At 40.8% G+C, this 14,800-nt stretch carries 13 protein-coding genes and 1 pseudogene; 10 read left to right on the top strand and 4 right to left on the bottom strand.

Features of this window, described 5'->3' with window-relative positions:
- The first annotated feature begins 119 nt into the window (after nucleotides 1–119).
- From ACM0OY_RS11990 to ACM0OY_RS11965, 6 genes are all read left to right on the top strand, one after another.
- Nucleotides 120–599 carry a hypothetical protein gene (locus tag ACM0OY_RS11990; protein ID WP_414569071.1) on the top strand — a complete coding sequence of 160 codons (480 nt, stop codon included), beginning with the start codon at nucleotides 120–122 and terminating at the stop codon, nucleotides 597–599.
- A 229-nt stretch (nucleotides 600–828) separates the two neighbouring features.
- On the top strand, nucleotides 829–1,035 hold the full coding sequence (locus tag ACM0OY_RS11985) for a hypothetical protein (RefSeq protein ID WP_073641876.1): 207 nt from the start codon (nucleotides 829–831) through the stop codon (nucleotides 1,033–1,035).
- A 204-nt stretch (nucleotides 1,036–1,239) separates the two neighbouring features.
- Nucleotides 1,240–2,496 carry an N-acetyltransferase family protein gene (locus ACM0OY_RS11980; protein ID WP_414569070.1) on the top strand — a complete coding sequence of 419 codons (1,257 nt, stop codon included), beginning with the start codon at nucleotides 1,240–1,242 and terminating at the stop codon, nucleotides 2,494–2,496.
- 1 nt (nucleotide 2,497) lies between these two features.
- Nucleotides 2,498–2,974, top strand: a complete 477-nt coding sequence (gene ruvX, locus ACM0OY_RS11975) for a Holliday junction resolvase RuvX (RefSeq protein WP_414569069.1) — start codon at nucleotides 2,498–2,500, stop codon at nucleotides 2,972–2,974.
- Nucleotides 2,975–3,094: 120 nt separating this feature from the next.
- Nucleotides 3,095–3,673, top strand: coding sequence for a DUF3727 domain-containing protein (locus ACM0OY_RS11970; RefSeq protein ID WP_414569068.1), 579 nt, complete (start codon nucleotides 3,095–3,097; stop codon nucleotides 3,671–3,673).
- 458 nt (nucleotides 3,674–4,131) lie between these two features.
- Nucleotides 4,132–4,671 carry a YqeG family HAD IIIA-type phosphatase gene (locus ACM0OY_RS11965; RefSeq protein WP_414569067.1) on the top strand — a complete coding sequence of 180 codons (540 nt, stop codon included), beginning with the start codon at nucleotides 4,132–4,134 and terminating at the stop codon, nucleotides 4,669–4,671.
- A gap of 207 nt (nucleotides 4,672–4,878) precedes the next feature.
- On the opposite strand, the pseudogene ACM0OY_RS11960 reads toward ACM0OY_RS11965, so the two are convergent.
- A pseudogene (locus tag ACM0OY_RS11960) lies at nucleotides 4,879–5,024 on the bottom strand (IS630 family transposase); the annotation flags it as partial.
- A gap of 787 nt (nucleotides 5,025–5,811) precedes the next feature.
- Here ACM0OY_RS11960 and proB point away from each other — a divergent pair.
- Nucleotides 5,812–6,921: a glutamate 5-kinase gene (gene proB, locus ACM0OY_RS11955; protein WP_414569066.1), complete on the top strand. Its 1,110-nt coding sequence runs from the start codon at nucleotides 5,812–5,814 to the stop codon at nucleotides 6,919–6,921.
- 223 nt (nucleotides 6,922–7,144) lie between these two features.
- On the opposite strand, the gene ACM0OY_RS11950 is transcribed toward proB, so the two are convergent.
- Complete coding sequence (locus ACM0OY_RS11950) at nucleotides 7,145–8,101, bottom strand: ROK family protein (RefSeq protein WP_414569065.1); 957 nt, start codon at nucleotides 8,099–8,101, stop codon at nucleotides 7,145–7,147.
- A 111-nt stretch (nucleotides 8,102–8,212) separates the two neighbouring features.
- Here ACM0OY_RS11950 and ACM0OY_RS11945 point away from each other — a divergent pair, with 111 nt between their 5' ends.
- On the top strand, nucleotides 8,213–8,446 hold the full coding sequence (locus ACM0OY_RS11945) for a hypothetical protein (RefSeq protein WP_414569064.1): 234 nt from the start codon (nucleotides 8,213–8,215) through the stop codon (nucleotides 8,444–8,446).
- Nucleotides 8,447–8,457: 11 nt separating this feature from the next.
- On the opposite strand, the gene ACM0OY_RS11940 is transcribed toward ACM0OY_RS11945, so the two are convergent.
- Nucleotides 8,458–9,210, bottom strand: coding sequence for a Mut7-C RNAse domain-containing protein (locus ACM0OY_RS11940; RefSeq protein WP_414569063.1), 753 nt, complete (start codon nucleotides 9,208–9,210; stop codon nucleotides 8,458–8,460).
- A 270-nt stretch (nucleotides 9,211–9,480) separates the two neighbouring features.
- On the opposite strand from ACM0OY_RS11940, the gene ACM0OY_RS11935 reads away from it, so the two are divergent.
- Together ACM0OY_RS11935 and ACM0OY_RS11930 are read left to right on the top strand one after the other, a co-directional pair.
- Nucleotides 9,481–9,609 carry a hypothetical protein gene (locus tag ACM0OY_RS11935; protein WP_414569062.1) on the top strand — a complete coding sequence of 43 codons (129 nt, stop codon included), beginning with the start codon at nucleotides 9,481–9,483 and terminating at the stop codon, nucleotides 9,607–9,609.
- Nucleotides 9,610–11,421: 1,812 nt separating this feature from the next.
- On the top strand, nucleotides 11,422–12,399 hold the full coding sequence (locus ACM0OY_RS11930; protein WP_414569061.1) for a sucrase ferredoxin: 978 nt from the start codon (nucleotides 11,422–11,424) through the stop codon (nucleotides 12,397–12,399).
- A gap of 167 nt (nucleotides 12,400–12,566) precedes the next feature.
- On the opposite strand, the gene ACM0OY_RS11925 is transcribed toward ACM0OY_RS11930, so the two are convergent.
- Nucleotides 12,567–14,156 (bottom strand): helix-turn-helix domain-containing protein, encoded by a 1,590-nt coding sequence (locus ACM0OY_RS11925; RefSeq protein ID WP_414569060.1) that lies wholly within the window; start codon nucleotides 14,154–14,156, stop codon nucleotides 12,567–12,569.
- Nucleotides 14,157–14,800: the final 644 nt, after the last annotated feature.

Below are 14,800 nucleotides of genomic sequence, written 5' to 3'. Positions count from 1 at the left end.
GGGACTGGGGACTGGGGACTAGCGACTGGGGAAGAGTTTTCCTAAGCCAATGCCCAATACTCAATGCACCATACCCGATGATAAATGACAAATGACAGATTGGTGTGAGGGATTGGGTTATGAAGTATGTTCCATATTTGGTATCAGTTTTGGGGGCTGCCTTGGTCTGGAGTTTGGCTCAACCAGCGCAAGCTCAAGTAGCGTATGGCAGTTATATTGGTATCGGCCCGAGTATTGGTATTACTGATGGTGTCCAAATTGGGGGGGTAATAGCTGGGCGTTACAAGCTTTTGGAAGCACCAATTTCTCTGCGTGCCCAAGTGTTAATTGGTAATGGTACGGCAGTTGTACCAACGGTTTCTTATGATGTGCCCCTCAACTGGCAAACTGATGCTTATTTGGGCGCTGGGTTGGTGTTTGCTGGTGATGATTCTCCTGTGGGCGACAAAATTAGTTTTGCTTTACAGCCGGGAATTGATTATATGATTCCGAATAGCAATACTGTGCTTTTTGGTAACGCCATCATCGCTTTTGATGCTTATCGTGATAGCGGTGGTACAGCTATATCTGTGCAAGGTGGTATTGGTTTAAGATTTTGATGCCCTGGCGTTGGCGTAGCCCGTCGTAGCGAAAAGTCGGAGTGGTGGCTTGGGCCGTTAGCGCAGCTAAGCCGTGTCCGCGAGCGTCTCTGAACTTTTCAAGACAGACATTGCTATCTCTAAGAAGCGTTAAACTTCATTGCGAATTAAGAAGTTAGTCCAAACAACGTGATAATTTTTGATGATGTCCAGAGACAGCACAGGATTAACACAGGAGAACACAGTGGCAATGGAATCAAATTTCTTAACGGATGCGATCGCAGATGAAATGAATCAAGATTTCAGTGAATATGTCGCTAACCTACAACTTCACATGACTCTGCAAGCTCGTAATCTTGTTCCACCCCTGAAGCAAACACTCTTCGATAGCCGCCAGCAACTACTCCATCAAACCCAAGCTAACTTTGAAAAACTAGTTTCTCGACAAGGCTTATAAATATACACATACTTTAATCAAAATTCAAATAAAATAAAGGCAGATGTTGTCGAGTTAATGCCAATGGTGTTCTCACAAGATCTGCTTTTTCTGCTTTTTTCAGTATTAAGTTACTAAAATCACCCTTTTGGCGCAATAGTCAGGAGCAGAAAGTAGTTAAGATGATTGCAGCAGTTCTGACAAAGCGCAGTTAGTTAAGGCTAAATGGCGGCTCGAATTAAAATGACTTCATTACTTCCCCGAAATCTCAGCGTTGTTATCCGACCACTCCAATACCGGGATCTGGACGGAGTTGAGCGCATAACTCAAGAGTCATTCGCAGCCCTTACTCCCAAGAGAGCAAATTTTGCCATCAGCCAGATGCAAAGGCTGCGTCGCTGGTATGGATTACTCAAATTTTTGAGTTGGTTTCCTAACCCGCTACAGTATCGCCTCTGTGCTTATGTAGCAGAGCAAGGGCGTATGCTTCTAGGAATGATTCAAGTGTCACCTTTTAACCGCACACGCAGCACTTGGCGGATCGATCAAGTGCTACTAGAAGGTGGTACGGATAAACAAGGAACTGGCTCACAGCTTTTGCGTCATTGCTTTGAATCGATTTTGGAAGCTCGCACTTGGCTACTGGAAGTTAACATCAACGACATAGAAGGGCTGGCACTGTATCGACAAAATGGATTTCAGCGTCTGGCAGAAATGACATACTGGGAAATCGAGCCTCAGTTACTGGTTGAATTGGCACAAGCAGAGCCAGATTTGCCCAACCTTTTACCAGTGAGCAATGCTGATGCTCAGTTGTTATATCAGTTAGATACGGCATCAATGCCACCTTTGGTACGTCAAGTTTTTGACCGCAATACCCGCGACTTTAAAACCAGTTTGTTCGGTGCTTTAACTGATGCCGTCAAACAATGGGTAACCAAAACAGAAGTAGTGAGTGGTTACGTATTTGAACCCCAACGCAAAGCAGCGATCGGCTATTTTCAGGTGCAACTTGACCGCAAGGGCGAAGTCCCCCACGTTGCTACGCTGACGGTTCACCCTGCTTACACCTGGCTGTATCCAGAATTACTATCTCAACTAGCTCGTATTGCCCAAGATTTTCCTCAGCAAGGCTTACAATTAGCTTCCTCAGATTATCAGGCAGAGCGAGAAGAATATTTGGAGCGAATTGGGGCAAAACGTATAGAACATACACTAATTATGTCTCGCTCTGTGTGGCACAAGCTACGGGAGTCAAAATTCGTCTCTCTAGAAGGAATTCAGTGGACTGATATGCTACAAGGTCTACAACCGGCTCGCAAACCCATACCAGGCGGAATGTCGTGGGTACAACCACCAAAATTACCATCCTCAGATAGACCCCAGCCCAGCAAATCAGAACCGATTAATTTTTCAGTAAAAAACACTAGCATGGAAGCATCAGCGATTCCCGAATCCGCAGATGCACAGCAGGAGAAGTAATGTGATACCCCAAGAGCAAGCAAAACCGTTTATTTCAGCTTTGGGATTAGATTTAGGTAGCAAGCGGATAGGTGTGGCTGGGTGCGATCGCACCGGTTTAATTGCCACGGGGATCACGACAATTGAGCGTAGATTTTTTGAGCAGGATGTTGAGCAAATCCGTCAAATAGTTAATGAACGCCAGGTGCAAGTCCTGGTTATAGGTCTACCTTATTCAATGGATGGTTCATTAGGATTTCAGGCGCGTCAAGTCCAAAAGTTTGCCAAAAGACTTGCCAAAGCGCTGGATTTGCCTGTGGAATACGTAGATGAACGATTAACTTCATTTCAAGCAGAACAACTGCTAATAGCTGAGAATCGCTCTCCATCACGCCATAAAGGTTTAATTGACCGCAAGGCAGCCTCTTTGATTTTGCAACAATGGCTGGATATGAAGCGTGCTAATTCCCACACTTCAGTGGCGGCTATTGAGTATTGATACCTTTTAACATGATATTCTGAAAACGATTACCCAGCATTTGGATTTACGTGTAAAGCTATTTGATGGCTAAACAATTTACAAATTTGCTGGTATTTATTAAAGTTATAAATTTCGACCATGTTTTCCTCTGAATTTCCTCAAGAAAATGATAATGATAACGCTCATGCCGGTTCCATCACTTTGACTGATGAGAAAGGGCGATCGCTTGAATGTTATATAGAGCATCGCTTGGAGGTAGATGGGCAAGAATATGTTTTACTTCTTCCTGTAGACTCACCTGTAGAAATTTTTTCTTGGCAAGGTGAAGACGAAGAAGAAGAAGCGGTTCTTGTAGAAGATGATGCCATTATTGAGCAAATTTTTGGTACCGCTCAAGCTGTACTATCTGAGCAAAACTTAACCCTAAAGAATACAGCTTATGCTCTGACAGTTGCAGGTGATTTACCGCCAGTTGAAGAATCAGAACTCTTCACTTTAGAAATCGAAGACGAAGAAGCAGATTTAGAGCCTGAGCAATTACAGCTATTGGCTAGCTTCTATGATGAACATCAGGAATATGCAATATACACGCCCCTCGATCCACTATTGTTTTTTGCACGAATAGCGAAAACAGGTGAACCTGAATTACTTTCCCCAGAAGAGTTTCGTCAAGTACAACCTCTGTTAGAGGAACATCTTTTTAATGAAGTAGAGTAAGATGAAAAATTCAAAATGTTACTTTTTCATTTTGAATTTTTTAATTCGGACTACCTAAATCTTTTCTCATACTCCATTAAATATGGAAGTCATGAAACACTAGACCTCTTGCATAAATATTTTTTGCCTTACGCATACCACCCGTGAACCCGTAGGGTAGGCGTAAAGACGCAAAGAAGAATCTTAAAAGAAGGAATCTTGCAAGAGATCTACTGGGACTAAATCGGGACAAGTAGTATTGTTGAAGATTCTGGAAAAAAGACTTAGGCAAGGATTTTCAATCTAAAATCTAAAATCCAAAATTGATTTTGAATAATTATTACATCAAAGAGATAGATAAAATTTTAAGGATTTTATCTGAAAATGTTCGTGGGGATATTCCAGGATGGAGTTCGACTAACTAAACTGTATTGGGTTATGCTCTTTTGTCTGGAGCTATTTACATTTGCCTGTTGACTATGACCTGGAACAATCTTTTACAGCCTGACTTAATTTTAGAAGGTTCAGTATTAAATCTGACACCTGATATTATCCAACACTACGGTCTTAAGGGTCTGGTGTTGGATGTGGATGAAACTTTAGTACCCTTTAGAGTGGGGATGGCTTCCCCAGAACTAGAAAGCTGGGTAGAGGAAATCCGTGCTTGTACTGCATTGTGGTTGGTAAGCAATAACTTGAGTGAAGCGCGAATTGGTGGAATTGCGCGATCGCTCAACTTACCTTACTATTTGGGTGCAGCTAAGCCTTCCCGGCGTAAAATTAGAGCAGCACTACAAGCAATGGATTTACCAGTGCATCAAGTAGGGATGGTAGGCGATCGCTTGTTTACCGATGTTTTAGCAGGTAATCGCTTGGGAATGTTTACCATTTTAGTTGAACCGATTATTCATCCAGACGCAGCTTTGCGCTCTCATCCCGTCCGAAATTTTGAAGTTTGGGTATCTGAAATACTCGGAGCCTCTATTACCCCCAAGAAAAGTAAAATTCACAAAACTTGAGAAATCATCAGGAAAGTAAATCTAAAGAAATGATTAAGGAATCATACTGGAATCGAAAAATCGGGGATCATAAGTATTAATAACATGGGGTCAGCTAAAAAAGACTCTAGCGCATACTAAATAAATATAAACTCGTAAAGCGTCAGTCTTCACTTATAGAATGGCTGGCGCTTTACAAATTGGACTGGTTATCTCGAATATATAGGACTAGTATTTGATTTCTGAAAAAGCTCCGTACATCTGAAGAGACAGAAAATCAAACGTAGTATTTCGGAGAAACCACTCAAACATCCATTTTAAATGGCGAAATGTTGGAATTAAAGCACACGTCGAACCCAGGTTTTCGCTTGTAACCTTGATAAACAAGTTTCACGGACAAAGCTTTTTTTAGTTCACGGGCATCTGGGCGACTATCTATAAATTATTGTAATTCTGCGTTAGCGAAGCTCGCCGAAGGCATCGCTATTTCTAGATGCTGGTTTATCATTGTTCGTTCTTAGACAGATCTCTGTATCCGTATTATCTCGCAGTCTTTTTCAGAAATCAAATATGATTCCTATAGAAGTCTATTCGCCAATTAAATCGAGATTATCTAAAAGTACTCATGTCCTTTTAATAGCAGGAGTATGACAATTTCTACAGCCTTAGTAGACATTAGTCATTTGTCAGCACGATGCTTGGCAAGCGAAAATAAAGTATTAGGTGTTTTGTGTGTAGACAATCCAAGCATTAATTTAAGTCGTGGTGATCGCATTTTTTCCTGTTATAAACAACACCTATATTGACCCAGGAATTAAAAGTTTCAGATTGGTGATTATCCAAATGCTACTAAATGATTTAAACAAGCAATTAAAGGCGATCAGACAGATTCAATTAGCGTAATAAAAGCAGCTTTAATATAATACAAAAATGTCGGAATACAGGTGACTTATCCTACTAGTAAAAAATATAAAATTGTAAATTAAACAACTGCTCACTTCAAATTCAGTTCTCAACTATAAGGGCAAACTGAGCCAATTTTATTACAGATAAAAAATTAGAAGCATGTTGCAGTACCATAGTGAGTTATGATGGCAATTTTAGATTTTGGATTGAAGAAAAAATCTAAAATTCAATGACTCGTAACTCCTAACTTTTTTGATGCCACTAACGATTGTTGTCAAAATCGGTACTTCCAGCCTCACCCAACCAGAAACAGGACAATTAGCACTTTCTACCATCGCCACCTTGGTGGAGACACTCTGTCATTTAAAACGCCAAGGGCATCGCGTGATTTTGGTTTCTTCTGGCGCTGTGGGGGTGGGTTGTGCGCGGTTGGGCTTAACTGAACGTCCCAAAGCGATCGCCCTCAAACAGGCTGTAGCAGCAGTTGGGCAAGGCAGACTTATACGTGTATATGATGATTTATTTAATACTTTGCAACAGCCGATCGCTCAAGTATTATTGACAAGGAGCGACTTAGTACAGCGTAGCCGCTATCTCAACGCTTACAACACTTTTCAAGAATTATTGGGATTGGGAGTGATTCCCATAGTCAATGAAAATGATACCGTAGCAGTAGAGGAGCTAAAATTTGGCGACAATGATACCCTTTCGGCTTTGGTTGCGAGTTTAGTAGAAGCCGATTGGTTATTTTTGCTCACCGATGTCGATCGCCTCTACTCAGCCGACCCGCGTTCCGTACCAGATGCACGGCCGATCGCTTTAGTTAGTAGCATTAAAGAATTAGCTCAATTACAAATACAAACAGGTTCCCAAGGTTCTCAATGGGGTACCGGTGGTATGGTGACAAAAATTTCGGCTGCCAGGATTGCGATCGCCGCTGGAGTGCGGACTGTAATTACCCAAGGAAGATTTCCCCACAATATAGAAAAAATTCTCCAAGGTGAACTGATTGGAACACATTTTGAGCCGCAACCGGAACCAACTTCTGCGCGTAAACGTTGGATAGCTTACGGACTTGTACCTGCGGGAAAATTGTATTTAGATGAAGGTGCGATCGCGGCAATTTCTTTAGCAGGAAAATCGTTATTAGCAGCTGGAATTAAAGCGGTAGAAGGAGAGTTTGACACACAAGATGCAGTGCAATTGTGTGATAGCAACGGTAACGAAATTGCCAGAGGACTTGTGAATTATAACAGCGATGAATTGCAAAAAATTCGCGGACATCATTCACGGGAAATTTCCACAATTTTAGGCTACGCCGGGGTAGAAACTGTGATTCATCGGGATAATTTGGTTTTGACTTAGGATAGAAATAAGTGATTACTAACTGGGAGAGCGAACAATATTATGACTCAAAGGTTAGCAAATGTCTCGCTGTCTACCAACACCCCATCACAGTCAAAAATAACCAGTTCTGTTTGCACTTATACGCTCCATACACGTTTTGCTAACAGCATGACAAGTATAATTTATACTAATTCGTAATTCTTTAGCCCTTCCCGTAACTCCTCTTCATTGGAGACTCAGGTTAATTTACAAATTCGAGATGCTCATTAGCGATCGCCACAGCCCCCCACAACGGTGCATCATCACCCAACGCCGCGGATACAACTTCAAAATCAACTTCCGGTAAAGCAGTCTCCCGCGCTACCTGTCGCACCACCCGCCAAAAATCCTCCCCCGCCTTCGTCACACCACCCCCCAACACAAAGCGCTGCGGATTCATCAAATTCGCCACATTCCCAATACCTACACCCAGCGCCCAAGCAGCCTTGTGCAAAACTTCCTTAGCCACATCATCTCCAACCGCCGCTGCCTCACTCACCAACTGTCCCGTCAGTAACATTAAATCGTCCCCCACCAAACCCCTCAACACCTCTCCACCGTGCGGTTCCTTTTCCAAAACTTCCCTCGCATTTTGCGCCATATAAGGCCCAGAAGCCAAACGTTCCACACATCCCCGCTTCCCACACAAACATACTGGCCCAGCAGGATCTACAACTATGTGTCCAATTTCACCAGCCATTCCATCTACACCCCGCCAAGGCTGACCGTTGAGTATCCAACCACCGCCCACACCAGTGCTGACAGTTATATAAAACAAGCTATCGTAACCCTCTCCCGCACCAAAGCGATGTTCTCCCAAAGCAGCAACGTTAGCATCGTTATCCACACCAACACTCACACCAAACTCTTCCTCCAACAAGTTTTTAAGAGGAATATTTTCCCATCCAGCGACATGATGAGATAGTCGCACCGTCCCCGTGGAAGCATCTACAGGGCCGCCAAAGCTAACACCGATCGCACTCGGTTTTGTATCTTCTAGTAAAGAGTAAATTAGCGATCGCATAATTTCCAAGTCAGTGCTAGCATCTGCATTTGCTGGGGACAAGCGGCGTTCATAACGTAACCACTTTCTCGAACCAATGTTTACTAATGCAGCCGCTAGTTTAGTTCCGCCAAAATCGAGAGCTAAAATTGTCATACTTTTTATACTCCTTTTAACATCATTACTACATACAGTTTCTTTCTGAGGAGAGATGTTTGCACGCAAAGTAAATTCAACACTAAAGAAAGCTGTATAAATTAACAACTCATGACTTCGGAACAATCAAAACCGCTCATCGATTTGTCTGAGGCTAAAGAACCTCCCCGCTCTCTTAATCTTGATGAAGGTAAGGAGGCGGCTCCCCTTGAACCAGAAGAAATTAGCAAAGATATCGAGGAAGATCCCATTCGTGATGATTTTAATCGTCAACAGGGAACTACAAAAGATGTTGGCAGTAGCTCCAACATTCCAAGTGCAACCAGCCTCTCACTGGAATTATGAACATTACTGACTTACTCACCTCTTTTTGAGTCAAGTATTCCATCAATAAACTGTTGCAATCGTTCATAATGTGAACCTTTCCAATAAACGCGATCGCAAGTTTGACAGCGCTGGAATTCCTCAACCTGCGATCGGACATTTTCTGGTATTTGTTCAATAATCGATTGCTTCTCTACAGATTCTAATAATCCATTGCAGCGCAAACACCTTTTAAATGGCGAAACTAATTTAAATAAATCGAAGCGTTGCAGTATTTCTAAGATTTGTTTGTCAGGGTTAGTATTTCTCACATAATACCCATGCGTTACTAAACTACGCATCAATAAACCCTTATCACGAGTTAAGAGAATTCGTGCTTGGTTGTAAGATATCTTTGCTAATTCCTCATCCTCGTAGTCATTCCGGTATAAACTATCAAAGCCTAAAAGTCGTAGAGATGTTGCTAGCTTGCCTAAATGAATATCTAAAACAAAGCTAATAGTACTAATGGTTTTTGGCAGGAGAGAAATATTTGGTGTAATATCACTCCTACTAGAAATTGGATAAACGTTGATAATATCTCCATCCACAACGATGTAAGAAAAATCTACATATTCATCATTAACTTTTATAAAATCAATTTCTGGATGAGGAACGCCCAATGACTCAATCATGTCCTTAATCGAGGCTCTCTCCTCAAAAGAATGGGAAATTCTCACTTGTTTTTGATGCCGTGGTAAAAAATGATTCAATTCTGCGTGAAAATAGAAGTATGCGATCGCCATAGCTACAAATCTTGGGATTAACCAAACAATGCAAGGATTTTAGATTTGAGATTGCCCCCACGGATAAATCCGCTTGCTCTGCATCATCAAGGAATCATACCAAATCCGGTTTTCAAATCCCCGAAAAAGTGTATTTTATAGTCAGAATCGCAACCTGGGTACTTTCGTCTAACTCAACCCACCACATTTCAAACTCGTTTGTGAACTCTACCTCTTACGTCATTTTTACTTACACATATTTTCCCGACAATATCACCTTAAACTCATATTATGGCTATAAAAGCACCTTCCGGTGCAGTTGTTGCTCAAAAAGTGGCAATCGCTATAGCATCTCGCTTTGACTGGATAGGACATTTCAGTGTGGTTGAAGACGAGCGTATACGAATGCGAATCCTCTGAAAAGATTGTTGATAGATAATATTTCCAACTTTTGGCAGCATTTAATATAGAGGCTATTCTCTAGTTAGCTTATTTTCCCAAGCGATGTCTGGCGACAAGCCGCTTTGCGTCTACGCACTCTAAGCAACTGTATCAAATGAGCGATCGCGCTTTTGGTGATGTGGGTGATGTCTACGACGGGCTACGCCTACGCATTTTTGATGATGAGGTGAATATAGCGATCGCACTCTAAACAACTGTGTCAAATCAGCGATCGCACTTCCAGTGATGAGGTTAATATGGGCGATGTCTACGACGGGCTACGCCTACGCACTTTTGATGATGGGGTTGATATGGGCGATCGCTTTTGATAAGAGGGTTGATTTGGGGTGATCGCACTCTTAGCAATTGTGTCTCATGAGCGATCGCACTTTTGGTGATGGGGTGATGTGGGCATTAGCCAGTTTGAATGCTAAATCAGGTTTTTATACAGTCATCATCGATAATAAAGCAAAACTCAGTATCTGTAAATGTAAGACAATTTTGTATTTCAATTACCAATTGCTGCATTCAATACGATTATCCAATTTCTATTCTCGCTGTTCTCCCTATTCTTCAAAGCGGCTTGCGATCCTTTTTACGAATACCTCCAGCTATCCGATACTCGTAGCTATCCTCAACACAGAAACTGCTACAGAGTACGCGAAACACCAAAACGTGAAAGCAGAAGTTAATACAGCTAAAGCGGAACCTGCTACTTTGAAGCCAAAACAGAGAAATATGATCCGTATATCAAGTTTCTCCCTCTGCCTCGCCTGGCTGCCCCAATTCATCCCATTATTATGCAACGTTGGATTTCGATTGAGTCTACGAATAAATCCGCTTGCTTTGTACTATCAAGGAATCATTAGTCATTAGTTACAGTTCGTAGGGACAACTAGACGCCCTCAGTACAGTTGCTATAATTGAGAAATATTATCTATTATCTAAAAAGTAGTAATCCTTATTTTAGTAACACCTTTTTACAATGAAATGCCCATTTACCCGAATTTAAGCAACCTCCTGGAGGCGAAAAACTGTAAAGAAAATATAACAATTGTCAAGTACTTGCATTTATTATTGACTTCAGTTACAGTCAAGGCATATACCTAAAGTCAAGTCCTGATGCGATTTTCAGGAAGTTAGATTAGGTAACAGGGTAATACTAGGTTTGTTAATGCTGATGTTAGTGACGCTGCTAAATAATCAGTCACTAGTCTCAATCGTTAACGTATCGGGCATGGAGTACAGGGTACTAAAGCATTACAGCTAAATTAACTATTTGGCATTGCTACAATCTAGTGATGATTCTTGTGGGCTAAGCATTTTGCCCGCCTTAAACTATAAAGGGTGGGGGAGTGCGATCGCCCCAAGTCAGCTGGCTACGCCAAGCCTAGTTATTTTTATTTTTCTCTAAATATTGAGAATAATTCCTAATATGTATACATAGATAGATACATTAGAATATTGATTTTGCTAAAAAAATTAAGTTTAGAAAAGCCAAGTTTCAGTAAGGGAAAATTTATGAAATACCAAATAACAATAAAACTAAATACAAAATTAACGCTGCTGCTACGGAAAAATATCTCTTGACACTGTTTATCTCTATTGTGGAGAATTGATTAATTGCCACAAGATTAATCAACAATGATGTTATAAAGTGGCTACCTAGTTTTAACTGGGAAATGCATATTGTTCTTTTTTATTTCCTTGGATCAAGGATATTGTAGCGAAGAACACAACTGTAGTCAGCAACACATTTTGTCGATAAAATACATTAATGAGTATAGTTAGATGAATACCTTTTTTTGTTCTGATTATTCACGGCAAGCAGGAGAAGATATTATTGGTAGCGCCACCAATTACCAAACTTATATTTTAGTTGAGTGCCCTCCACCTTGGACATCAGAAGCGTTTAATTCTAAATGGGTGCCAGAGAATTTGAGGACTTTAATAGAGGAAGTCAAACGTGCAAAACTACCAATTAGATTCCTCTTAATTGCTAATGATTTATCACACAAAGTCAACCACACTACGCTTTTGATTTATCAGAAAAAAGAGGAGTTGAGCAATGGATACTATAAGCAAGAGTTTATACTATCAAATATTGAGCAGGTAGCAGCAGTTGTGCAAAAATGGTTATGGGGTATAGGCTCTAATTCTGAAGTTGAAGCTAGTGCAACTAGAGATATTTTAGTGTGTACTCATGGTAGCCATGATAAGTGCTGTGCCAGATACGGAAATCCCTTTTATTTTCATGCTACAGCGACTATTTGTGATTTGGGCTTAGACAATGTGCGGATTTGGAAATCATCACACCTTGGTGGACATAGGTTTGCGCCAACAATTATAGACTTGCCAGAAGGAAGATACTACGGTGCTGTCGATGGAGATTCATTCACGTCAATTTTGACTCGTACTGGTGATATTCAATGCTTGCATAAAGTCTATCGGGGTTGGGGAATTTTACCTGCTGCACTTCAGATTTTGGAAAGAGAACTAATCTTTAGTCAAGGATGGGATTGGTTCAACTACAAAGTTGCAGGTAAAATCTTAGAACAAAGTTTAGACAATAACACGATTCTCGCTGAGCTAAGTTTTGAAAACACTTCTGGTTCTCTCTACACTTACCAGGCTAAAGTTGTGAAAGATGTAACTAAGGCACAAAAAGTTAAGAGTTCATGCAATTCTGCACAAGAGTCAGTGATTGCTAAATATAGTGTAGCTAGTGTTTGGCTTACTTCTACTAAGGTAATGACTTATAGTACATAAACAGGAATCAGAATTCAGAATTTAGGAATGCTTGAAGCAGGGAATTTAGATTCACCAGCTAGAAGCACCAAATTGAAAATTTGGTCTGGTGTTTCACCAGTTATTCATCCGCAAGTCATACAAAACTCATTCTGAATTCTGAATTTTGACTCCTGAATTCTTTCTTCTTAAGCCATATTTAAGACTTTTCGCAATAGTGCTTGATCTTCTAATTTGGCTTTTAAACGACCATTTTCGATATCTCGAATCCAGCTTTGGCTTTTACCTGCTAGCTTTGCTAATTCTCTTTGGGAGAGATTCAAATTTTTTCGCGCTTCCAAAATTTGTTCTCCCAACAAATCTCCTGTGGGTGCCGACTTTCTTTTATTCTTAACAGTTCGACGCTGCTTTTTGTGTGATTCTGAGATTTGTTGTTCCCATTCTGGTGGTAGTTCAAAAGCCAAAATCCGGGCATTCATCAGTAGATTCCATTTACCACGAGGGCCTGTGTCTGTGAGGCGAGTTTCGGCACCACCGTCATTAGTCCAAAATTCCAATGCTTCGTCTGGATCTTCAGGGATATCCATTAACTTTGCCCACAAGGGTTGAATTTCTGGTGGGTAGGTAACTGGATCGAAGATTGGTTTCATTCCGTAATGATTGAGAATTTCCAAATCGCTTTCAAAAGTTCGGAGTAGGCGTTTGCGTTCTTCTCGTTGTCTGGATGCGAGGGCGACTTTTTCTTCACCGTAAGCAATACGCAGCAAGGTAGGAACAGTAATGCGTTGTTCTTTGCCCATTTTGGTTTTAAACAACAACCACAACATGAGTCGGACTGCTCCTTCATGTTGTTGCCAAATGCTCATGACTGTGGTTGGCAGGGTTTTAGGGAGACTGCCATATTGATAGAATGCGGTTCGGTCTTTACATGCTTGTTTGTTTAAGAAATATTGTGCCCAAATACCAGCTTTTACTTTAAAAGTTAGCCCAATTAGATATTTGCATCCGAGAGCGTCTTCTTGAAAGTGGTGCTGAATGTCCACTAAGTGCCATAAACGGGTTTGTGTGACAGAGAATCCGTTAACTCGGCCTTGTTGAGGCCAGTCGATGGAGATAATCAGTGAGCAAGCTTGCTGAACAAGATTTTTCATTAAAGCCAGCTTGGCAGCTTTGTTTAAGTCTTTGCGTTTCTCCATCCCTAAATATTTTTCGATTTGGCGCTCATCGATCGCAAATTCCTGCTCCCAAGGTTGATCTAAAGCTGTGGCATAAGCCGCAAAAATCAGATGTATGCAAGCAGCTCTAATATCTAACCCCTCAATTGCTGTTAAATCTGTGGCTTTGTCGTTCACCTTAAATGGATCTTGGATGTGAAAAGCGATCGCTCCTTTACCTTGGTTGACTTGTCTGCCATAACACAAATAACCTTCTTCATCACTATCCCAATGTAAGGATGTGCGCTGTGCCAATACATTACAAGCTTCCCAAATAGCGATCGCTGAAGCAAATGGATTATTCTTTCCGTTAGAAAACAAGTCTAAACTGGTAGCATCTCTCGGCTCAACTTTGCATCTCCCCTTCTTCGCCTGCCAAGGAATGGGAGAATTAGTTGGGCAAGCAATTACACATTGTGGTTGTGGATAATAACCCTCACAATTGTTACAAAGATAAGGATCGATCCAGTATTCATCGTCCTCTATTTTGATTGCACCCGTAGGACATTGGGGGCGGCAATTATCACATCCAACGCAACTGTTGTTAGGAATTGTATAAGGCATCTGGCTCTTTTCCCACTCTAATCGTTGAGATGTCTGGCTCAGGTCTCCCCTGGATGAGTCCTGTTTATTCATCACTCGCTACCACATTATCCTTTTGGCGAGAATAATCTTTTCTCGCCCTCAGCTAAAACACATATTCACTTTATTTGTCTGTTGTCATTTGTCCTTTGTCCGTTGTCATTAGTAAATGACAACGGACAAAGGACAGGCTTAACCAGAGAATATGCAACTTGGATGCATACCAGCTTACTAACTCCCCACATCCATATGCTTGACTTTGCATCCAAATTGAAAGGTATTTAAGGCTTTCAAACTGAGCCTAATATTAGCTTCTTTATTAAATATACATTTCATAAATTAAATGATTAAGTTGTTCGTAATGAGCTTAGAAAAAAATCTTAACATTTTCTTAAATATGTACTTAATGAACATTTTATATTTAACCGCGAAACCTTACCCAAAGTCTTTTTAGACAACATTTAAATTTTTTGCAATTACCTTTCATGAGATTTATTAATAATTTTAATATTTAATGCTTCATAATATTCTGCTATAAAGTTTACACTTTCTTCATGATAAGCTCTGTTTCATCTAGGGAAGCAAGATAAAAGGATAATCTTTACTTTGTCAGCATTTTTCTAAAT

The organism is Nostoc sp. CCY 9925, assembly GCF_963920935.1.
Classification (GTDB): Bacteria; Cyanobacteriota; Cyanobacteriia; order Cyanobacteriales; family Nostocaceae; genus Nostoc.
This window is presented reverse-complemented; position numbering and strand designations above follow the sequence as displayed.